Annotated in this window: 18 protein-coding genes; all 18 read right to left on the bottom strand. The window is 44.0% G+C overall.

Features of this window, described 5'->3' with window-relative positions; all coding sequences use genetic code 11:
- Positions 1-120 precede the first annotated feature (120 nt).
- On the bottom strand, positions 121-1,455 hold the full coding sequence (locus BACHE_RS12740) for a nucleobase:cation symporter-2 family protein (protein WP_013548116.1): 1,335 nt from the start codon (positions 1,453-1,455) through the stop codon (positions 121-123).
- Positions 1,456-1,465: 10 nt separating this feature from the next.
- Positions 1,466-2,032 (bottom strand): xanthine phosphoribosyltransferase, encoded by a 567-nt coding sequence (gene xpt, locus BACHE_RS12735; RefSeq protein WP_013548115.1) that lies wholly within the window; start codon positions 2,030-2,032, stop codon positions 1,466-1,468.
- Between the two features lie 34 nt (positions 2,033-2,066).
- The gene (locus BACHE_RS12730) at positions 2,067-3,278 is read right to left on the bottom strand and encodes a DNA recombination protein RmuC (RefSeq protein ID WP_013548114.1); all 1,212 of its coding nucleotides are present in this window, start codon (positions 3,276-3,278) and stop codon (positions 2,067-2,069) included.
- A 9-nt stretch (positions 3,279-3,287) separates the two neighbouring features.
- Positions 3,288-4,142 carry a type I methionyl aminopeptidase gene (gene map, locus BACHE_RS12725; protein ID WP_013548113.1) on the bottom strand — a complete coding sequence of 285 codons (855 nt, stop codon included), beginning with the start codon at positions 4,140-4,142 and terminating at the stop codon, positions 3,288-3,290.
- Between the two features lie 45 nt (positions 4,143-4,187).
- Positions 4,188-7,607 carry an AAA family ATPase gene (locus BACHE_RS12720; protein ID WP_013548112.1) on the bottom strand — a complete coding sequence of 1,140 codons (3,420 nt, stop codon included), beginning with the start codon at positions 7,605-7,607 and terminating at the stop codon, positions 4,188-4,190.
- A 16-nt stretch (positions 7,608-7,623) separates the two neighbouring features.
- A complete protein-coding gene (locus BACHE_RS12715) occupies positions 7,624-8,841 on the bottom strand; it encodes an exonuclease SbcCD subunit D (RefSeq protein ID WP_013548111.1) in 1,218 nt (405 codons plus the stop codon).
- The gene (locus BACHE_RS12710; protein WP_013548110.1) at positions 8,838-9,476 is read right to left on the bottom strand and encodes an HU family DNA-binding protein; all 639 of its coding nucleotides are present in this window, start codon (positions 9,474-9,476) and stop codon (positions 8,838-8,840) included. Before BACHE_RS12710 ends, BACHE_RS12715 begins: the two co-directional genes overlap by 4 nt.
- A 310-nt stretch (positions 9,477-9,786) precedes the next feature.
- Complete coding sequence (locus BACHE_RS12705) at positions 9,787-10,329, bottom strand: outer membrane beta-barrel protein (protein WP_013548109.1); 543 nt, start codon at positions 10,327-10,329, stop codon at positions 9,787-9,789.
- Between the two features lie 113 nt (positions 10,330-10,442).
- Entirely contained in the window at positions 10,443-11,291 is an 849-nt protein-coding gene (locus tag BACHE_RS12700; protein ID WP_013548108.1) for a bifunctional transcriptional activator/DNA repair enzyme AdaA, read from the bottom strand.
- Complete coding sequence (locus BACHE_RS12695) at positions 11,288-11,836, bottom strand: methylated-DNA--[protein]-cysteine S-methyltransferase (RefSeq protein WP_013548107.1); 549 nt, start codon at positions 11,834-11,836, stop codon at positions 11,288-11,290. Before BACHE_RS12695 ends, BACHE_RS12700 begins: the two co-directional genes overlap by 4 nt.
- The gene (locus tag BACHE_RS17820) at positions 11,833-11,982 is read right to left on the bottom strand and encodes an Ada metal-binding domain-containing protein (RefSeq protein ID WP_148229850.1); all 150 of its coding nucleotides are present in this window, start codon (positions 11,980-11,982) and stop codon (positions 11,833-11,835) included. Before BACHE_RS17820 ends, BACHE_RS12695 begins: the two co-directional genes overlap by 4 nt.
- Positions 11,942-12,208, bottom strand: a complete 267-nt coding sequence (locus BACHE_RS12690; RefSeq protein WP_041579400.1) for a hypothetical protein — start codon at positions 12,206-12,208, stop codon at positions 11,942-11,944. Before BACHE_RS12690 ends, BACHE_RS17820 begins: the two co-directional genes overlap by 41 nt.
- A 185-nt stretch (positions 12,209-12,393) precedes the next feature.
- Positions 12,394-15,501 carry a type I restriction endonuclease subunit R gene (locus BACHE_RS12685; RefSeq protein ID WP_041579399.1) on the bottom strand — a complete coding sequence of 1,036 codons (3,108 nt, stop codon included), beginning with the start codon at positions 15,499-15,501 and terminating at the stop codon, positions 12,394-12,396.
- The gene (locus BACHE_RS12680; protein ID WP_013548105.1) at positions 15,498-16,601 is read right to left on the bottom strand and encodes an AAA family ATPase; all 1,104 of its coding nucleotides are present in this window, start codon (positions 16,599-16,601) and stop codon (positions 15,498-15,500) included. The genes BACHE_RS12685 and BACHE_RS12680 overlap by 4 nt, the downstream gene beginning before the upstream one ends.
- A 1-nt stretch (position 16,602) precedes the next feature.
- On the bottom strand, positions 16,603-17,343 hold the full coding sequence (locus BACHE_RS12675; protein WP_083808264.1) for a restriction endonuclease subunit S: 741 nt from the start codon (positions 17,341-17,343) through the stop codon (positions 16,603-16,605).
- Between the two features lie 212 nt (positions 17,344-17,555).
- Positions 17,556-17,777, bottom strand: a complete 222-nt coding sequence (locus BACHE_RS17685) for a restriction endonuclease subunit S (RefSeq protein WP_222836625.1) — start codon at positions 17,775-17,777, stop codon at positions 17,556-17,558.
- Positions 17,770-18,792 (bottom strand): PDDEXK nuclease domain-containing protein, encoded by a 1,023-nt coding sequence (locus BACHE_RS12665; RefSeq protein WP_013548104.1) that lies wholly within the window; start codon positions 18,790-18,792, stop codon positions 17,770-17,772. Before BACHE_RS12665 ends, BACHE_RS17685 begins: the two co-directional genes overlap by 8 nt.
- 3 nt (positions 18,793-18,795) lie before the next feature.
- Positions 18,796-20,343, bottom strand: a complete 1,548-nt coding sequence (locus BACHE_RS12660; protein ID WP_013548103.1) for a type I restriction-modification system subunit M — start codon at positions 20,341-20,343, stop codon at positions 18,796-18,798.
- Between the last annotated feature and the right edge of the window lie 214 nt (positions 20,344-20,557).

The raw sequence follows: 20,557 nt of genomic DNA, 5'->3' as shown, positions 1-20,557 counted from the left end.
GCTTGTCAGAAGCTTGCTGCTCACAGAAGGTGAGGCAGGCGTGACGGGAGAATCTGAAGATCTGCCACAGGTGGAAGTTCCGCAGGACTCCTTTAGTTTTTTAAGTCGCAGGATATTGGTTTACTCCTTAATATAGATGAGCCCATTTGCCAGTATAGCCGCTACTCCTCCGGTAGTTATTCCCGACGAAAAGATATTACGGAGTGCTTCAGGAAGCTGGCACAATATTTCCGGTACAAGTTCCACGCTTAAACCGAGGGAGAAGCTGATAGCCATTACCAATGTGGCTTTCCGGCTGATCTCTTGTGCGGCAATGATGCGTATGCCTGCTGCCGCTACTGTTCCGAACATCAATAGTGTGGCTCCTCCCAATACGGGTTCGGGCATCAGTGAAAATACCAGTCCTACTGCCGGAAACAGTCCGAGAATTACCAAAAAACCGGCAATATAATAACCCACGTAGCGGCTGGCAACACCTGTCAACTGTATCATCCCGTTGTTTTGGGCAAACACGGAATTGGGAAAGGAATTAAGCATGCCTGCCAGCATGGAGTTGAATCCATCGGCAAGAATCCCACCCGAAGCACGTCTGACAAATGTTTCGCCCTCTACCGGTTCACCTGATATAAGGGAATTGGCCGTAATGTCACCGTATGCCTCGATGGCGGTAATCATGAAAATCAGTCCTAATGCAATGATGGTTGATATGCTGAAATCCAGTCCGTAGCGGAAAGGCATCGGTAGGTTGAAGCCTCCATAGCTCCGTATGGAAGAGAAATCGACAATGCCCATAAACCAGGCTGCAACATAGCCGATGGACAGGCCGATAACGATGGAACTCATGCGTAAGTAGCGGTTGGAACTCCGGTTGAAGGCGATAATGAGCAACAGTACCAAGGCTGCCAGTCCCACATGGTGCAGACTGCCGAAGCTGCCGTCTGCTTGTGCTGCCGCACCACCTCCGCAAGCTGTGATGCCGACCTTTATCAGACTCATTCCGATCAGTGTCACAACTATACCCGAAACGAGTGGTGTGATTATTCTTCTGGTATATTTCAGTATCCGGCTGATGAACATTTCCACCGTAGATGCTGCTATGCAAGAGCCGAAGATAAGAGGCAGTCCTCCTATGTTTCCGGCGGCAATGATAGGTCCGATAAACGAAAAACTGGTTCCCTGTATGCAAAGCAGACCTGTCCCAAGCCCTCCGAATCGGCGGCATTGCACAAATGTGGAAATGCCGGAAGCAAACAAGGCCATTGACACCAGATACCCGGTAGTTTCTGCGTCAAGATTCAATGCTCCGGCAATGATGAGGGGAGGAGTGATGATAGCCACGAATATAGCCAGCAGATGTTGCAAAGCCGCAAAAAAAGCTTCCTTGAAAGGTGGCCGGTCATTCAGTCCATATATCAGTCCGTTCTGAGATTGCTGTTCTCCTTTGTTGTCCTCCATTTGAAACGGGCTATTTGATTTTGATTTCACAATTATCCAGACTCTCGATGATGGCCAGTGATTCCACATGAATGCCTTGTTTGCGCAGTTCGTCTCCGCCATGCTGGAATGCCTTTTCAATAATGAATCCCATACCTGCAAGTTCGGCATCTGCCTGTTTTACAAGGTCTATTATGCCTTTGGCCGCATTTCCATTGGCAAGGAAATCATCTACAAACAGGACTTTGTCTCCCGGACAAAGGAAGTCTTTGCTGACACAGACCTCGTATGAACGGTTTTTGGTGAATGAAAAAACGGTGGTTGCCAGCATGTTTTCCATGGTGCTGGGCTTTTTCTTTTTGGCAAAAACCACAGGCAATTCCAATAGATAGCCTACCATGATCGCAGGAGCTATCCCGCTTGCCTCTACCGTAATTACTTTGTTGATGGATGTAGAGGCAAAGCGTCTGACAAATTCTACGCCAATGGATTTCATCAGGATAGGATCCATCTGATGATTGATAAAGTTATCTACTTTCAGGATTCCTCCGGGAAAACACTTTCCATCTTTGAGGATACGTTCTTTCAGAATTTTCATATTTTGTATGCTTTTAAACTGTTAGTATTCTGTTCTAATCTTCGTTTTCCGCTTCTTCTTTCGGAGGCAATAATTCTGTGGGGATATGCTTTTGCGGAGCAAGTCCCATGCTTTTCAGTCTTTCGGCACGCAGTGTGATGCTCTGCTCCCCGGTGGAGAGCTGGTTTAAAGCTTTGGCATAGTCGTCTTGCAATCCTTCTACACGTTTACCTATACTGCGGAAAGTTCTTGTAAAATCCACTATTCTTTCATATAACAATGTTCCTTGCTTAATGATGAGCTGTATATTCTTTACTTGGTTTTCCCTTTTCCATAGGTCGAGCGACAAGCGCAAGGCACTGATCAGGTTGGTGGGAGTCATCAGTACCACCTTTTTATTGTAGGCATACTCCCATAGATTGTTGTCTGCCCGGAGAGCCAGCAGATATGCGCCTTCGGTGGGGATGAACATCATTACAAAGTCCGGAGCCTTGGTGTCATAATGCGAATAGTCCTTGCGGCCGAGCTCGTCAATATGGGTACGTATCGACTGCAAATGTGCCTTGAGCAGCCGCGCCTGTTCTTCCTTATCGTCAGTAGATGTGTAGGCGGCATAGGCAGTGAGTGATACTTTGGAGTCGATGATCATTTCCCGTTCATTGGGATAGCGGATAATGATGTCCGGCTGCATTTTTTGTCCGTTTTCCTCGTTGGTCAGCACTTTGCCTTGTTCGTCTTTCAGAAATTCCTGACGGAAATAATGTTCTCCTTCAATCAGGCCGGAAGCTTGTAGCAGACGCTCTAAAATCATTTCCCCCCAGTTTCCCTGCATTTTGGAATCCCCTTTCAGCGCACGGGCCAGATTATTGGCTTCTTCACTGAGGCGGTTGTTCAGTTCAACCAGTTCTTTGATGCGCTCTCCCAGCGAGAAGCGTTCTTTGGCTTCGGTGTTATATGCTTGTTCCACCTTTTCCCTGAAAGCCTTGAGGTTGTCTCCCAATGGGCGGAGCAGGTTACCCAGGTGTTCCGAATTCAGTTTCGTAAAGTCCTCCGCCTTGCTTTGGAAGATACGGTTGGAGAGGTTTTCAAATTCGGTATTCATGCGCTTGTGCAAAGCTTCGGCTTCTTCTTTTTGCTGCCGTAGCAATGCTATTTCCGTTTCCTTCCCATTGATTCCCGCTTTTAGGGCAGACGTTTTGCGGTCTGCCGCCAGATAACCGATTGCAATGCCGATAGCTATTCCAATGATGAGCGTCAGTATGTTCATGAGGGGATATTATTGGGTCAATATCTCATTTCCGCCTTCAGTAATCAGAATCATGCTTTCCCATTGTGCCGAAGGCTGCCCGTCGTCCGTGCACACTGTCCATCCGTCGGCTTCGTCGATAAAGACTTCATAAGTACCCATATTGATCATCGGTTCTATGGTAAACGTCATGCCGGGCACGATCAACATTCCGGTGTTCCGTTTGCCAAAGTGCTCTACGTCCGGTTCTTCGTGAAATTTGATGCCTACACCATGTCCGCAAAGGTCGCGTACCACACTGTAACCGTTCTTTTCGGCATGCTCTTGGATAGCGGCGCCTACATCTCCGAGGCGCGCCCAGGGCTGTGCGGCTCGGATGCCCAGATCACGGCATTCCTTTGTAACCTGCACCAGACGTTGCATCTCAGGTTTCACTTCACCGATCATAAACATACGTGAGGCATCGGAAAAATATCCTTTGTAAATGGTAGAAACATCTACATTGACGATGTCTCCGCTACGCAGGAACTCTTTTGTGCTGGGAATGCCGTGGCACACCACATCGTTAATGCTGACACATACACTTTTTGGAAACCCTTCATACAAGAAAGGAGCAGGGATGGCATCATGATCTGTGGTGAAGCAATATACCAGATGGTCTATTTCGGCGGTGGACATGCCTTCGTGTATATTTTCCGAGATATAGTCCAGCAGGGCTGTATTTATTTTGGCACTTTCACGGATACCTGCCAATTGTTCTTCGGTGCGCAGCAGGTGACGTGACGGCAACTTGTATCCTTCTTTTTTATAATGTTGAATCTTGGCTTCTACCTCATCGGAATAATTTTTAGGAGTAAACCGGCCTCCTTTTATAAACTTTTTCATTGCGTTTTTAATTTAATCCTGCAAAAGTACCAATTTTATAGGAAATCAAATCATTTTCACCGTTCTGATTTCACTTCTCGAATTATCTATTCTTTTCACTTGTATCTGGGTCTTGATTCTTTCTTTCAAACCTTCTACATGGCTGATGATTCCCACCTTTTTGCCACCCATCCGATGCAGTTTCTCCAGTGTATCCATCACCGTGTTCAAATAATCTCCGCTTAGAGTGCCGAATCCCTCGTCAATGAACAGTGTGTCCACCGACAGGCTTTGCCTGTTTAGTGAAGAGAGGCCGAGGGCCAGTGAAAGGGAAACCAGAAAACTTTCTCCGCCGGACAGGGTGCAGGCGGGTCGGGCCACACCTCCCTGATAGAAGTCGCGCAGCAGGATAGTGAGCGAGCCTGCCTGACACTCCAGCTCATAACGGTCGGTGAGCCGTTGCAGGTAGAAGTTGGCTCCGTTCAGCAATTCTTTCAGTACGAAGCTTTGGGCGATGTTGCGGAAATTCTTTCCTTTTTCATCACCGAAGTGGCTGCAAAGGCGATCCCACTTTAAATAAATGTCACGAAGCTCGTCAGCGTGTTTTTTTTCGTTTTTTATCAAGGCGATGTTCTGCTCATGCTGCGTCAGCAAAGCTTGCAATTGACCGATGACCTGGTTTCGTTCCGTGATTTGTTGTTCACACTCAAGGATTTGTATGTCCAGCGATTCGGAAGTATCGTCTTCATCCATTTTAGGTTTTAATTTGAGATGTGCCTCTGCCTGTTCGCAAGTCAGCCGGTAGGCAGTCCGTCGGGATGCTATCTCCTCTTTAAGTTGTTGCAGTCTTGTGCGGAGTTGCTCTATCTGTTCGCGGGAATAGGCGGCGAGGGAAGCAAGGCGTGCTTCGTCAAAGTCCGGATGGATGTTGTAAAATTCCGATAGCTTGTTTTGCAATTCTTTAATGGCATTTCGGATGGATAGCATGCTTTGCTTGAGTCTGACGGCTTGCACGCTTAGAGAGTTCCATGCAATTTCCAGATTGCCGGCCTGTCCGGTTTCTTCGACAGCCGTATCTTTCCAGTCAGGAAAAGCGGAGCAGATGTTTTCTTTGGCGGTTGATATGCTTTCTTGTTCTTTGTTGTTCAGGGCTATGGCTGTTTTTAGTTCCGCTTGTTTGCTTTGGGCTTGTCTGTAACGGGCGGCGGCTTGCTTCAACCGTTCAATGAAGAAGGTGGGACGGGCATTCCATTCCGTTTGCCATTCTTGCCAGAGAATCAGCGGAGTGATATGCTGGATGGCGGCATGTATGGTATCTTTTTCGTTTTTTATCAGGGAATGTTTGTTGGCAATGTTGTTTTTGAGTTCTGACAGGTTTTTGTCGGCTGCGTTGAGCTCGTTTCGAGCTGTTTCCACTGACATTTGCAGTCCGTCTTTCTGGCGTTGCAATCCGGAGATTACGTCGGCAAGCGCTTGAGCCTCGTTCAACTTGGTGTTGAGGGCTTCGAGACTCCGGCTGTTATTCTGTATCAATGTATCCAATGCGCTTTCTGTGGAATCGGAGATGTCTTGGATGCCACACCGGGCACATTTGTCTTTGGCATCTTTCAGCGCGCGGTGATAGTTTTCACGTGCTTGCTCTGTAACCAGCCGGCATCTCAATGTCTCCTTCTCATAGGTTTTAAACTCGGTACGGTTGTTGCCCAATGTCTGCTCGGCTTCCTTGTATTCTTTCTCTTTGGTTTCTAATGAGATACGAATGGGAACAAGGATAGACTGAAAGTCTTCGTCGTGGCGGAGCGATTTTATCTCTTGTCCGCACACAGGACAAGTGTCGCCTATTGCCAGACGTGTGCGGGCTTCTTTGGCCCAATCTTCCACGGCTTCTTTTTGCTTGTCGTAGAGTTTGCGGATGTCGCCATAGACTTCTTTTTTATGGTTGAGGTCTGTCAGCAGACGGTTGTATTGCGCTTGGCAGGCCGTCATTCTGCTGTCAAACGATTGTTCCTGTTCTTCTGCCGTCTTCAGTGCCCACTGCTTTTCCTTGAGCAATGTCAGTGCTGTTTTGGTCTTCAGAAAAATTTCTTTGCCTGCTTCAAGTGAAGTACGTTTTTCCTGCAAGGCATAGAGTTGCATTGCATCGAGCTTTGCCTTGTGTCGGCTTATTTCTTCCTGTTTCTGTTGGTTTTCTTTGCTTTTCAACAAGAATATTTTTTCTTTTGCGGCTCGTTCTTCCTCACGCAAGGGTTGCATTTTATTCAGAACGGATATATCTTTTTCATATCCGTCGGCACGTTCCTGTGCGGAAAGCACAGACAGCAAACCGGCAATAATGGACTGGCTTTGCTCGAACATGGGGAGCAGCGGAGCATATTTTTGCAGATATTCTTCAACACGAAGCAATTCCTCATGCTGTTTTTCCGTATCTGCCTTCAGCCGGGCATACCCATTGCAAAGGCGGGTGAAGTCCGTTTTTAATTCAAATGACCTTTCTTCTTCCTTTTGCAGTTCCACACGGTTCTTGTTTAAGAGTACAAGCCAGTTGCGGGCATCCGTTGTGGTGTGCCAGTCGTTCACTAATTGTTCTTTTAGCCTGAAATCATCAGACTCCAACAAAACATTTTTCTCCTCCCACACTTTCTTCTGGTTTTCCGAAGCAATAGCCAGTTCCGCATTTTTCCTCAACCAGTCGCGTTTTTGGAGAGCCATACTTTTTTGAATGTTGAGACCCTTTATCTCGGTCTCTTGTGCGGCCATCGCACGTCCGGCTTCTGCTATTTCTTTCTCTGTGAGCAGGCGTATGCCCTCCAATTTGCGGTTTTGGTTTTCATAATCCGTACGTTTCTCTTTGGTAACGGCATAGATGCGCGCACCTGTTTGAGAATAAATCTCCGTTCCGGTCAGTTTTTCCAGAATGTCCGACTTTTCGCTTTCCTTGCTTTGCAGGAATTTGGTGAAATCTCCTTGTGCCAGCAGAGTGGTGCGGCAGAATTGTTCGAAAGTCAGTCCGATGGCTGCCTGTATTTCATTGGGTATTTCTGTCTTCTTGGTGAGTTGAAGATGGCTTTTTCTGTTTTCAAGAGTCCATTTCACGTCTTGGAGGGCGCCGTCTGCTTTTTTGCGAGCACGTGCCACATACCATCTGGCCGTATAAGGCGTGTCGTTTGTGCCGATAAAGTCCAGTTCAGCCCATGCTTCACAAGTGTTCCTCCGCATCAGTTGCCTGTTGTCGTTTATCAGTATGTCTTCTTTTTTGTTGGAGAAAGCCTGTGCGGTGTCCTTGTACCTTTCGCCTGCCGTGCGGTCCATGCGCGGCGTTTCATTATAAAGTGCCAGACAGATGGCATCGAGCAGTGTCGTTTTTCCTGCACCAGTCTCGCCGCATATCAGGAACAGGGATTCTTCTTTCAGAGGGCCGTTCTCAAAGTCGATGACAGCATCTTCTATGGATGCCAGATTCTTTATTGTCAGTTTTTGAAGTCTCATTTTCTTTCGCGGATAATCACTGTTTTTCCTTCTCTTTCACTTGCCGGAGTATGTCGTTCATCAGGCCGCAAAGTTCCTCGTCCATTTCTTCTCCTTCCGTTTCACGGTAATAGAGCTTGGCTATATCCAGCGGAGACTTTTCCTGAATCTCCTGAATGGATAGGTGTCCGGGAGAACTTCCTCCGGCTTGCCTTTCACGGTTGGACTTAATGCAGCAGAACTTGCAGGCTTTATCTTTTACGGCGTTGGCGGCACGCTCCATGCAGTCGGGCGCCTGATAGTTGTCCGCCAATACATTCAGCCGGATGTATGCTTGCTTGTCCGCAGGATATTCTTCTAACAGGCGTAATGCTTCTTCAAATGGCATCGGCTCATGGGGCAGCGTCACCAGAGGCATCGGATTCTCTATGCCGGCAGTTCTTGTCTGCGGTTCTTCGTTTCTGTTCAGTTCGACAATGGAGACAGAGTGCGGGTAAGTTTCGTCAAAGCTTACGGGCAGGGGAGTACCGCAATAGCGTGCACGGTGACCGCTTCCCTTGATGTCCTGCGGACAATGAATGTGCCCCAGTGCCAGATAGTCATAGCCTTTTCCCATATCGTGCAGGCTTACGGTTTCCATTCCTCCTATATTGCTTTCATCATGTCCCGTCCGGTCACTGCCTTCGACTGCCAAATGAGCCATCAGCACAATGGGCAGCCCTTCGGTGTTCAGCTTCTTCGCTTTATCCAGCAAGGCCTGGAAGAAACGGGCCTGGCGTTCTTCTCTCGGAGTGTCAGTGTCAAGCGTCGGAAAGTTTTGCGGATATACATGGGGCACAGCGATGATATATCCCTGTTTTTTCCCTTTCCCGTCTTTTATTTCGATGATATGCCTGTCCAGGTTTACTTCCTCCCGGTTCCGTTCGATGTTTCCGATGACTTTTACTCCGAAATGTTGCCACAGGCTGCTGTCTATTTCCAGTTTGGAACTGCTGTCGTGGTTGCCGGCGGTTACTACAATGGTCATTTCAGGACATGCTTCATGTATCTTCAGCATGCCTTCCGTGTACATCCTTTGCGTGGCGGCGGAAGGGACGGAGTAGTGGTAAACATCTCCGCATACCACCATGACATCGGGCTTCTCCTGTTGCACGATACGGGCGAGTTGTTTCAGAAAAGCCTGTTGTTCCGGGGTGCGGTCATAATTATATAAAGTATGTCCCAGATGCCAGTCGCTGGTATGCAATATCTTCATGACACATGTTCTCTGAGTACATATACCTTGTGTGTGCCCCGTCCTTTATATCCGATACCCGTTTCGGGTTGTGAAGCCCATTCTTTCAGTTCTTTGGCGGCTGCTGTTTTCAGCAGCCCTGTCAGCCGGCTGTATTCGGCTACACTGATGAGCAGGTTTTTGCAGAGATAATCCTTGGCCATGTCCAGCCGTTCTTGTGGGGCGAAAAGCTGTGAGGAGCGCCTGCACTTCTTGTATTGTGCCCGTTGCAGGTGGCAGCGCTGGCCGGCATTGCGCACAAAGTCCTTGTCCGCCTTAAAGTTGACGTCTTTCAGGCAGATGCTTGCCGCATTGCGTTTCGGGTCACCTTCTTCGCCGCTTTCTCTTTCCTTGCCTTGGCGCAGGCCCAATGCCGGGGTAAAGATTCCCAGCCCTTCTATCTTTACGGAATAGCCCCCGCCCAGGCTGCAGGCTATTTCTTCGGTGACGGCTTGCAACAGGCCTTTGATGTCTCCCCGTGTGAATGAAGTAGCATAAGCCACGGTTCGGGCTATGTCTTCCAAATCTTTCTGTCCGTACAGTTGCATTTTGGGATAGAAGATGCGCTTGCCTTCCTCATTGGGCAGGGTCAGTTCCTGCATGTCATATTCTGCCATAATCGGTTATGTTAGGTATTAGTATATAAGTTCTTCGACATTGCTTGTAAAGTTCTTATTTATAGGACAAAAAGATCCTATTTATAGGAACAAAACTCTGTTCGCAGTGCGCGAACGGACAAACGCAACGCGCGGACAAACATCCGCACAGCCCGGACAAGCGTTCGCAGTGCGAAGATAGAGAATGTTTTGAAGGCAGGCAAGTAATTGTAGAGAGAAAAGCAGATAATGCACTGCATGGGACGAAAGGAAAAAAGAAAGTGGCGGGAGATTTTTTCTCCCGCCACTTTGCTATATAAGGGTTGTTGTCTTAGAACTCGTAGTGGAAGCCGAAAGACAGATTCTCGCTTGTCAGAGCAAAGCCATATCCGTTTTCACCTACCATGTAGTCGTCTCTGTAACCCAAGAAACCACATTTGGCAACCAGACTGAAGTGGTTGTTCAGCTTGATGGCAAGTCCCGGTTTTACACCGATTTCAAAACCATTGGTTGCATCGGCGCCGTCAACGTCCACCTTGTAAGTAGAGAAACCCAAACCGCCGTCAATGAACAGACGTACTAACTTATTTTCATAGAAAGAATAACGTGCGTAAGGGGCGATGGCAAAAGCGTTTGTCTTTACAGATCCGCTGAAGTTTCCTAAAGTCACGTTGGTGTTGCTGTGCACATAGCCGAGCTCTGCACCGACAGCCCACTTCTTGTTGATGTTGTAACCAATTTCCGGAGCGATACTGAAATTCGTCATGTCTGCATCGTCATTGTGCCACAATCCCAATGTTCCGCCTACGTAAACCTGTGCGTTTACCGACACTACCGCCATAAGAGCGAATAAAACCAATACAATCTTTTTCATTTTCTTTTTTACCTTTTTGAATTAAACTTCTTGTTAGTTGTTTATGCAATACTTGTTTTGCATTTTCGGGGCGCAAAAGTATAGCTAATGTTTGGAACGAACAAATATTCGGCCTATTTTTTATCACATTTGGCCGCTTCCCAACTGATAATGGCTGTTTTGCGGATATCCCCCCAATGATAGTTGCCGAATTCTCCGGTTGCGCGGATTACACGATGGCAAGGAATTAAAAAAGCAACGGGATTATTGCCGATGGCCGTACCTACCGCCCTGCAAGCTTGTGGATTGCCCATCTGCAAAGCAATGTCACCATAGGTGGCAAGTCCTCCTTCCGGGATTTTCAGCAACGCTTCCCACACCTTTAATTGAAATTCAGAACCTTTCAGATGCAGTTTTATCTCGCCCGGGTTGCTCCAGTCACATGTGAAAATGCACAAGGCATTCTGCTGCATGTAGTCACTTCTTTGGCAGAACCTTGCGTGCGGAAATTTTCTTTGCAAAGAGCAGAGCGCCTCTGCATGATTATCTGCAAACTCCATGCTGCATATCCCTTTGTGGGTTGATGCTATCAATATATCTCCGAAAGGGGCTGTGGCAAAGCTGTAATTGATAGTCAGTTTTTCTCCTCCGTTCTTGTACTCGCCCGGTGTCATGCCTTCGATGGTAATGAACAAGTCGTGTAACCGTCCCGTTCCGGACAATCCGACTTCGTGCGCCGCCTCGAAAAGTGAAGCGTGCGTTTCCTGCAAGATGCGCTTGGCATACTCCACATTAAGATATTGCAGGAAATGTTTCGGGGTGACACCTGCCCACTCTTTGAACACCCGTTGGAAATGGAACGGACTCATATTCACCGCTTCGGCTATGGTTTCAAGCCGGGGCTGCTCCTTGCGGTTCTCCCGTATGAACCGGATGGCTTCGGCAATCCGTGCATAATTTACTTCGCCCTGCGTTTCTTTCATCTGAATAATGTATATTCGTTATTCTTTATCATAAGGCTGCCCTCCAATTCCAGCAAAAAGTGTTTGGCTGCAAGTCCGCCTCCGTATCCTGTCAGTGAACGGTCGCTGCCAATCACGCGGTGGCAGGGTGCAAATATCGACATGGAATTTGCTCCGTTGGCATTGGCTACCGCACGGATAGCTTTCGGCAGACCGATACATCGCGCCATTTCCCCGTATGAAATCGTCTCTCCGAAAGGAATTTTCAGCAAGAAGTTCCATACTGTTTTCTGAAAATCCGTACCCACAAAAAGAAGCGGTACATTGAATTCCTTGCGTTTTCCGGCAAAGAACTCGTCGAGTTGCTGTTCTGCCGTTTCGAGAATCTCCGATGTCCCTTCCTCGAACTCAGCTTTCAAGATCCTTTTCAGGCGTCTGTCCACATGGTCACGGTGTTGCTCCACCTGCCAGTCACACAAGCAGAGCTTGTTGCCAAACGAACCAAGCATCAATACTCCGCAAGGTGATTCGTAACGTTTTATCTTAATGATATTCTTCTCTTTCATACATATTTTACATGGTCTGTAACCGCTTTTTTGGCACTGCACGAAGGCTTGCATACAATCCCTGTCGATTTCACTCCATACCAGAAAACATCGTCATAACGGCTGTCACGGTTGAGAATTGCTTGTATTTTTTCTATTTCGTCCATCGTTTCTTTGTTTAGGTACATAATCTTTCAGCCCCTCCACCGCACCTGCCGACACCGCCCAAAGATAAATGCAGGCAACGCTGCCGTGGGGTGAATAGCGACGGCGGTACTTCTCGAATAAGGCACGGGTAATCTTGCGGTGATTCTCTATCACATCGGCAAGTCGTTTGTCCCTGCCTTTCAGATAGGCTGTTTCCTTTTCTCCATATTGGAAATATTGTTCCATACATTATTTTCGGTAAGATTCTCTTTTGATTGATGATGCAATATATGCTTTTTGTTTTGATGCTGCAAAGTTATGGCAAAGGATTCTTTTTGACGACCCGAAAATTGCTATTTTTATAATTGGAAGTATTTTAACCTTGACAAATATAATGTAAAGACTTTCTGTTCAAGCAGGTGTTAAGACCATTATATTTGCCATCCAATGTCCCTGAATTTTTCAACAAAAGCTACAATCCTTTGGAATACACTTTGTTTCTTCGTTAGATATTGTGGATTGAGTGGACTCATCTTCGGCAGAATAGCATTAAGGTCAGTTCCATTTTCACTGGCATACTTCCGCTTCAAAGAAGTTTGGATATATCGTTTTGCTGCTTCTTCATTCAGTCTTTCTTCTGCAATCAGAGTGGAAGCCTCTTCTTTTTGTTTCTCTTGGGCGTAGGCATAGAAAGTAGCGATGATACCAGTCTTATCTTGAATTAGCTCTAAGTCTGTTTCGTTGATGAAATCAATAATTAGGCTTTCTTTGGCTCTATTCCCGATGCTCGCTCTTATCACACGGCGCACATCGTCTATTAATGCAATCTTATCTTTTGCCTTTTTGTTGTGCTCAAAAATTAATTCAAGAATATAGTCAAGATCTATTTCCTGAGACTTGAGTAAATCAATTTCAAAGACTACATCATCCCAATCTATTTTAGAGTTTTCGGGAGCTTTGCCTGCTCTTTCATGCCTGAACCAGTCTCGGATATCATTGTATGTTGAACGATAATCCTGCACTGTCCGTTCTTTCAACACATCAATGTTCTGCATGGCTGTTATGTCTTTATCAGTCAGAAAGTAGGTATTCTTGAATGTTTCAAGGGCTGTGCTATCCTTCTGATTTATTTTTTGCAGGGCTTTCAGATACGTAAATTCATCGTAGTTTTGCAGGATATTTTCTATCTGCAAATACTCACCGAATACCTTAACGAAAGCTTTTTTATCTGCTTCTGTTATGATTTCATTTGGGGCAGGGAACTTTTCTGTTAATTCCTTAACCACTTCTACATATCCTCTTCTCGCCTTGCCGGTGGCAATATCTATGAATCCTTCGAGATACTCTTTATAGCTTTTCTCAAGTACCACATTCTTCGTGTTCTTATCGCCGAATAAAGTAATGGCATCTATCGTATCATGCTCAAGGTCTCTGAATGTGACGATATTACCGAAAGTCTTGGTCGCATCATATATGCGGTTTGTGCGTGAGAAAGCCTGCATCAGACCATGGTAGCGCAAGTTCTTATCTACAAACAGCGTATTCAACGTAGGAGCATCGAAACCAGTGAGAAACATGCCTACTACGATGAGCAGGTCAACCTCTTGGTTTTTTACCCTTTTTGCCAAATCGCGATAATAGTTTTGGAATTCCCTGCTGTCTACTCCGAAACTCGTCTTAAACAGGGTGTTATAGTCATTGATTGCTTTTGCCAAAAACTCCTTGGCACTACTGTCCATTGCCGATGGTTCAAAGTTCTCTTCAACAATATCGCCCGCTGCATTTTGTTCTTCATTAGGAGTAAAAGAAAATATGGTGGCTATCTTCAGCGGCTTTTCATTATCTTTCTGTAGATTTTTTAACTCTTGATAATACAGTTTGGCTGCCTCTACACTGTTCACTGCGAACATTGCATTGAATCCCTTATTGTTCCCTTGATTCCTATGGGTCTTTATCTTGAAATTCTGTAGGATGTATTGAGATATTTCTTTGATGCGGTCAGGATGAAGCAAGAGTTTTTTGTTTTCTGCCGCATTTAACTTAACCTCATCATGCTCCGCTTCCAATGTTTTAAATTGCGGACGCACATCGTTGTAGTCCACCTTGAACTTCAGGACTTTTTCATCCCGAATGGCATCTGTGATGACGTACGAATGCAACTCACGACCGAATACGCTGGCAGTAGTTTCCGTGCCCAAGGCGTTTTCCGGAAAGATTGGAGTACCCGTAAATCCAAATTGATAGTATTTCTTGAAATTCTTTCTCAAGTTCTTCTGTGCTTCACCGAATTGGGAACGGTGGCATTCATCAAAGATGAACACAACCTGCTTCTGATACACAGGCAGATTGCTTTCGCTTTTCATGAGATTATTCAGCTTTTGAATGGTAGTGACGATAATCTTGTTGTCATCTTTATCGATGTTTCGCTTCAAGCCTGCTGTACTTTCCGAGCCATTGACGCTGTCGGGCGAGAAGCGTTGGTATTCTTTCATCGTCTGATAATCCAAGTCCTTACGGTCCACAACAAAGAATACCTTATTGATGAAATCAAGTTCGGTGGCAAGGCGGGCAACTTTGAAGCTGGTCAGCGTTTTGCCCGAACCTGTGGTATGCCAAATGTAGCCATCGCCTTCTGTCGTCCCCCATTTCTTTGTTTGATAGGCACTTTTTATCTTCCATAGAATACGTTCTGTTGCAGCTATCTGGTAAGGACGCATAATGAGTAGCGTGTCGCCGGTGTCGAACACAGAATAGGTGAGCAAAATTTGCAGCAATGTATTTTTCTGGAAAAACGTTGCCGTAAAATCCTTTAGGTCTCTAATCAGTGTATTGTCCGCTTTTGCCCAATTCATCGTAAAGTCAAAACTGTTTTTATCTCGTTTTACCGTATTGGCAAAATAACGGGTGTCTGTGCCATTAGAGATAACAAAAATCTGCAGGTATTTATATAGGGAACTTTCGCTGTTGAAACTTTCCTTGCTATAGCGGTGCACTTGGTTGAAAGCCTCACGAATGGCTACTCCCCGTTTTTTCAGTTCTATCTGCACCATAGGCAGGCCGTTCACCAAAATCGTAACGTCATAACGGTTGGCTTGCGTCCCGGTCTGTTCAAATTGATTAATCACTTGCACTTTGTTACGGGTGATATTCGTCTTATCTACCAAATAAATATTTTGAATATGCCCATCGTCAAATACGAAGTCATAGATATAGTTCTCATGCACCTTTTTTGTTTTCTCTACAAGGCTGTCGCTGGACTTATCCAGATATTCTTCTACGAAACGTGCCCATTCCGCATCTGTAAATACAACCTGATTCAGAGTTTGCAGTTGCTTTCTTGCGTTGATTAACAGAGCATCAGGCGAAGTAATTTCCTGAACATATTCGTAACCTTGATTCTTCAAATCATCTATGAATTCATATTCCAAACCGGCTTCCGTCTGATAACCGGCAGGTGGATCGCATGCTATTGGACTCTTTACATAGTTGTCAAGAACTATGTAATTTTGCAATTCTGCTATGGTGTTATATTGTATCATTGTTCTTCCTCCTTCCAATACTTATTTTCAATAAGATGATTTAATAAGAATTTTACCGTTTGTTTTTCTGGCTCCGTAGGCTCTGGCACTGCTTCATTCGATAACGTCGAGTGGCTTGTGAACTGAATAATTCTGTTGTAATACGTCTTTTTATCATCCGGCAGTAAATCTGACCACTGAGGATACCCTAAGAAATTCGCTGTTTTCTCATAGAGATTTCGTAGTAGTATAAAGTGGTATTTCTGAATGCTATTCGTAGTGATAGCATCCTTAATTGTTTGTATTAAATGGAGATGATATGAAAAACTTTTGTTTGAATCACCTTTCTTCTCCACAAGTTCATAAGTGCCGTCATCGTATTTGTTCAGCATATAGCAATTTTTATTTCCAAGTTCATTGAACAGTACATTGTAGAATAACGGATTGTGTGTTGAAATAATAAACTGTAATCCATTTGCTTTTTTGATGAGTTCCGCCAAGTTAACAGCAAGTTCAATCAAGTGATTTTCATCTAATGAACTTACAGGGTCATCAACAAATACATATTTTAAATCATTAAATATGTCGGTTTCTCTATCTGTCGGCTCTGCTATATTCAAAACATCAACAACCTGTGCAAGCAAACTATAAAATACGCACCAAATTAAGCAACTCTCTTCACCTTTTGAAATCTTTATATTATCAATCGTGTTCTCATTACCCGCAGCAATAGAGAATGTTATTTCATTGAATTGCTCATTGAATTTCGGCGTTAGCTTATCACTGGTATAATGTTGAAAATGGGCTATTATGTTATTCTCTTGCCCTTGATCACGAAGCACCCAATCTGTAAAATCGTTTGGCTGTATTTTTAGTTTTCGGTTGGTGTCTGCATCTAAGTCATTATCCCAATAGAACAAATCTTCCGTGAAAGCATTGTAATAAAGTATCTTGGTTTTTGCATCTTCCTGCTCTTCTGTTTCAGTATCTTTGGGTGCTATCAGTCTTTTAAATTCTCTGGACAGACGCGTTTTTCCTGTGCCGTTAAAGGCATAGATTAGCTGCACTTTCTTATTCGCATCTTTGAGCGTTTGTGCTATTTCGGTTAGTATCTGTCCCATATTATACCTTCATATTATTCTTCGGAAATGAGAGTAACATATCACGGTAATATTCGTATTGCTTCTGACGTAATTCAATCTCTTTTGGAAGTCCTTCAGTGATTGAGGTCGTGAAGGTGTCGAATTTATCAAGAATAGAGGCTATACGTTCTTGCTCTTCGAGGGGGGGGATGGGGATAAGAAATTTTTTAAGCCCAATCATATCTACACCCGCAAAGTTACCAACTGTAATGTTGTTTTTGCACCATTCATCTAAAACAAAACCATAATAGAAAAGAAATTTGATTATAAATTTATTGGCATACTCTTTTTTAAGACTAAGATTTGTAAATCTTTGATTTGATAAAAAAGGAACAGTAATTAATGCGTGTTCTCCAATCGTGGCAGAAGTTGCAACGATGATTGAATTTGCAGGAAATAGTTTGCCTCCTTTAATAGCATATGAGTTTACATATTGAATTGATTTGTTTAAAACCCTACCATTTTCTCTAATATCCTCCATCCTGAACCACGGTATAGTACCATTTTCCCAGTATTTTTGATTTGATTTAGAAGGAGTATATCCATTTTTAATGTTAAATATTTCTCCTAACATTTTCCATTCCACCTTACCCCGCGGCTGTAAAACAGAATTGCCAGTGTGGGGATTCAATGCGGATAATGGTTGTGTTGAATTGTCGCTATTTTGAATGGAAGTGGCTGACCGGTTCGAACGTAGTGAGGACTGGTCGGACTCTTCCATAGGGTAGGCGAGTAGTTGATTACGATAATATTCATATTGGGATTTCCCATGCCAGAATATACATATTTTTTAGCTTCGATTGAGAGCCAATAAAATAAGAATTTGTAATTTAATTCTTCTGTATCCTTTATCCTTATTAATCCACAAACATTTGTTATAGAAAATCGTCCAGTTCTATGAAAAACTGTACCTGCATTTGCCCCATCAGTTGTCTAAGTTAAATATTCTCCATCGTAATCAAAAGTTCTTATTTTTCCTATTTCACCATTGTTAGCTGTTTGAGAACTGTATACAGGATATTCTCCTGCATTGTTGATTAAATATTCTTTTGACATTACACGACCTCGACTTAATTCAGCTACGTCGTATTCAGAATATGCTAATGGTTTCCATTCCACCTCTACACCTTCCAATAATTTCTTTATATTACTCATAGTCCATCAGTTTACGCAATTCTTCTTGCAATTGTTTCTTGTCAGGTAAATAGAGTTGATACCGACTTACAAACAGTTGGTTTGAAATGCCTTGTGTAGCATATTCAATCAACACTTTGTCTTTGTATGCGCCAAGAACAATTCCTATTGGTTCATTATCACCTTCCGTATTTTCTTCTTTCTTGAAATAGTTTAGATACAGATTCATTTGTCCAATATCATTGTGTTCAATTTCACCACGCTTCAGGTCTATGAGCACAAAACATTTCAGAATACGGTGATAGAACACCAAATCAACATAAAAATGTCGTGAACCGATATTGATTTTATATTGCCGCCCAATAAAGGCAAATCCTTTGCCAAGTTCCAAAAGAAAGTCCTGCAAATTGGCTATTAATCTATCTTCCAGTTCGCCTTCCAAGTAAACTTGCTTTTCGGGGATGCCTACAAACTCTAACACAAAAGGGTCTTTCACAATATCCTGCGGATTTTGTACCTCTTGTCCTTGTCTGCTCAATATCAAAACTTCCTCTTTATTTCTACTTAATGCCAACCGTTGAAAGAGTCCGCTTTTCATTTGTCGTTTCAACTCGCGCACACTCCAATTTTCAATTTCGCATTGCTTGGCATAGAAACTAATTTCGAGCTCGTCATTCGCTTTTAAGATCTCGAAATAATGACTCCAACTTAAAAGGTGAGACAGTGTTTCACTTTTTGGAAAACACAAATAAAACCTGCGAATATAGATAATGTTGCTTCGGCTGAATCCCTTGCCGTATGCAACTGTCAGGTCATGCGACAGGCGATTCAACAACTCGGCTCCATATTCAGCTCGTTCTTTTCCTTTCTGTTCATATTCTACGATATAATGTCCTATCTGCCAGTTAGTCTTCACCAATGCAGCATTTATCGTTTGAATGGCTTTGTTGCGTCCTTCGCTCAAAGCCTTTCCAATGGCTTCAACAAGTTCCTTATAGGAAGGTTGTTCTATAACTTGGCTCTTTTCGTTATTCATAGCTTACCCCTCTATCTCCTTTATAATAGCATCAATATCCGCACGCAATGTGTCAATGCGCTTCACCGTCTGGGCAATATCCGCATTCAGTTTTACAATATCAATCACCTCACGCTTGTCTTCCGATTCCACGTATGAACTTACGGAAAGGTTGTAACCGTTTTCTTCTATTTTGCTGTTATCTACCGATATAGCAACATATTCCACAGGTTCCTTTTTATTGAATAGGTCTATGATTTTTGCTATATGCCTATCGGTCAATACATTGTTATTGGTTTCTTTTTTAAAGAATTCTTCTCCACTGGCATCGATGAATTGTGTCTTTGTATCCGTTTTGTGTTTGGAGAGTACAAGAATATTTACGGCTATACTTGTGCCATAAAAGAGATTTGGAGGAAGAGAGATTACGGTTTCTACAAAGTTGTTATCTACAAGATACTTCCTTATCTTCTGTTCAGCCCCACCACGGTAGAAGATGCCTGGAAAACAGACAATGGCAGCCCGTCCTCTTGCAGAAAGGTAGCTGAGGGCATGCAGCACGAAAGCAAAGTCGGCCTTAGACTTGGGAGCCAGTACACCGGCAGGGGCGAAACGGTCGTCGTTGATGAGTGTAGGGTCATCGCTGCCTACCCAATTGACAGAGTAGGGCGGATTGGAAACAATAGCATCGAAAGGCTTTTCATCACCATATTGGGGATTAATCAATGTGTCGCCCAAAGCAATGTCGAATTTGTCATAATTGATGTTATGCAAAAACATGTTCATCCGTGCCAGATTGTAGGTGGTATGGTTTATTTCCTGGCCGAAGAAGCCTTCTTCAATAAGATGAGCGTCAAATTGTTTTTTTGCTTGGAGCAACAATGAGCCTGAACCGCATGCCGGGTCGTAGATTTTGTTGACCGAGGTTTGCCCCGACAGAGCTAATTGCGCTATCAGTTTTGATACGTTCTGAGGTGTAAAGAACTCACCTCCCGATTTACCCGCATTGGCAGCATAATTGGAAATCAAGAACTCGTAGGCATCACCAAAGAGGTCAATTTTATTGTCCTCGAAGTTTCCCAAATCCAGACATTCCACTCCCTTGATGACAGCAGCCAGACGTTTGTTCTTTTCCTCTACTGTGTTTCCCAACCGATTGCTCGTAGTATCAAAGTCTGCAAACAGCCCCTTAATATCATGCTCGGACGGATACCCATTAGCAGACCCCTCTATCGCATTGAAAATCGCAGCTAAATCTGTATTCAGATTGGGATTTGTATTGGCACTCTTTGCTATATTCACAAAAAGCTGGCTGGGATAAATAAAATATCCTTTTGTTTTGATTGCATCATCTTTTATCTCAATGGTGATAACATCATCCGACATATTTGCATAATTAATGCTATCGTCGCCACCTTCAATGTAATCGGTGAAATTCTCGCTGATAAATCGATAAAAAAGAGTTCCTAAGACAAATTGTTTAAAATCCCAACCATCGACAGCACCACGTACTTCGTTGGCAATTTTCCAAATTGTAGATTGCAACTCATCTCTTTGCTTGATACCAGTCATATTTATTCAAATTGATTCTTGATTTATAATGCAAAAATACAAAATTTATCAAGAATACTGTAACAGGTTTCTTCTATCTTATGATTTATAGTCATTTTGATAGCGGAATCCAACTATGATCTGAACCTCTAATTGATATGTAAGCCTAAAGAGGGCAGCATAATCGACAGAAGTATGTTAAATTTTACTTTCGGATAGGGAACGATTTGAAAGC

This window comes from Bacteroides helcogenes P 36-108, from assembly GCF_000186225.1.
GTDB lineage: Bacteria > Bacteroidota > Bacteroidia > Bacteroidales > Bacteroidaceae > Bacteroides > Bacteroides helcogenes.
The sequence above is the reverse complement of the archived record's forward strand: the minus strand, read 5'-3'. Positions and strand labels throughout refer to the sequence as shown.

Excerpts from the sequence above, each read along its gene's own strand:
- BACHE_RS12700 (WP_013548108.1), bottom strand. The coding sequence starts at position 11,291 with ATGAAAGAAACGCAGGGCGAAGTAAATTATGCACGGATTGCCGAAGCC.
- BACHE_RS12665 (WP_013548104.1), bottom strand. The coding sequence starts at position 18,792 with ATGAATAACGAAAAGAGCCAAGTTATAGAACAACCTTCCTATAAGGAA.
- BACHE_RS17685 (WP_222836625.1), bottom strand. The coding sequence starts at position 17,777 with ATGAGTAATATAAAGAAATTATTGGAAGGTGTAGAGGTGGAATGGAAA.
- xpt (WP_013548115.1), bottom strand. The coding sequence starts at position 2,032 with ATGAAAATTCTGAAAGAACGTATCCTCAAAGATGGAAAGTGTTTTCCC.
- BACHE_RS12705 (WP_013548109.1), bottom strand. The coding sequence starts at position 10,329 with ATGAAAAAGATTGTATTGGTTTTATTCGCTCTTATGGCGGTAGTGTCG.
- BACHE_RS12710 (WP_013548110.1), bottom strand. The coding sequence starts at position 9,476 with ATGGCAGAATATGACATGCAGGAACTGACCCTGCCCAATGAGGAAGGC.
- BACHE_RS12660 (WP_013548103.1), bottom strand. The coding sequence starts at position 20,343 with ATGACTGGTATCAAGCAAAGAGATGAGTTGCAATCTACAATTTGGAAA.
- BACHE_RS12720 (WP_013548112.1), bottom strand. The coding sequence starts at position 7,607 with ATGAGACTTCAAAAACTGACAATAAAGAATCTGGCATCCATAGAAGAT.
- BACHE_RS12740 (WP_013548116.1), bottom strand. The coding sequence starts at position 1,455 with ATGGAGGACAACAAAGGAGAACAGCAATCTCAGAACGGACTGATATAT.
- BACHE_RS12715 (WP_013548111.1), bottom strand. The coding sequence starts at position 8,841 with ATGAAGATATTGCATACCAGCGACTGGCATCTGGGACATACTTTATAT.
- BACHE_RS12685 (WP_041579399.1), bottom strand. The coding sequence starts at position 15,501 with ATGATACAATATAACACCATAGCAGAATTGCAAAATTACATAGTTCTT.
- BACHE_RS12695 (WP_013548107.1), bottom strand. The coding sequence starts at position 11,836 with ATGAAAGAGAAGAATATCATTAAGATAAAACGTTACGAATCACCTTGC.
- BACHE_RS12730 (WP_013548114.1), bottom strand. The coding sequence starts at position 3,278 with ATGAACATACTGACGCTCATCATTGGAATAGCTATCGGCATTGCAATC.
- BACHE_RS12675 (WP_083808264.1), bottom strand. The coding sequence starts at position 17,343 with ATGGAAGAGTCCGACCAGTCCTCACTACGTTCGAACCGGTCAGCCACT.
- BACHE_RS12690 (WP_041579400.1), bottom strand. The coding sequence starts at position 12,208 with ATGGAACAATATTTCCAATATGGAGAAAAGGAAACAGCCTATCTGAAA.
- BACHE_RS12680 (WP_013548105.1), bottom strand. The coding sequence starts at position 16,601 with ATGGGACAGATACTAACCGAAATAGCACAAACGCTCAAAGATGCGAAT.
- BACHE_RS17820 (WP_148229850.1), bottom strand. The coding sequence starts at position 11,982 with ATGGACGAAATAGAAAAAATACAAGCAATTCTCAACCGTGACAGCCGT.
- map (WP_013548113.1), bottom strand. The coding sequence starts at position 4,142 with ATGAAAAAGTTTATAAAAGGAGGCCGGTTTACTCCTAAAAATTATTCC.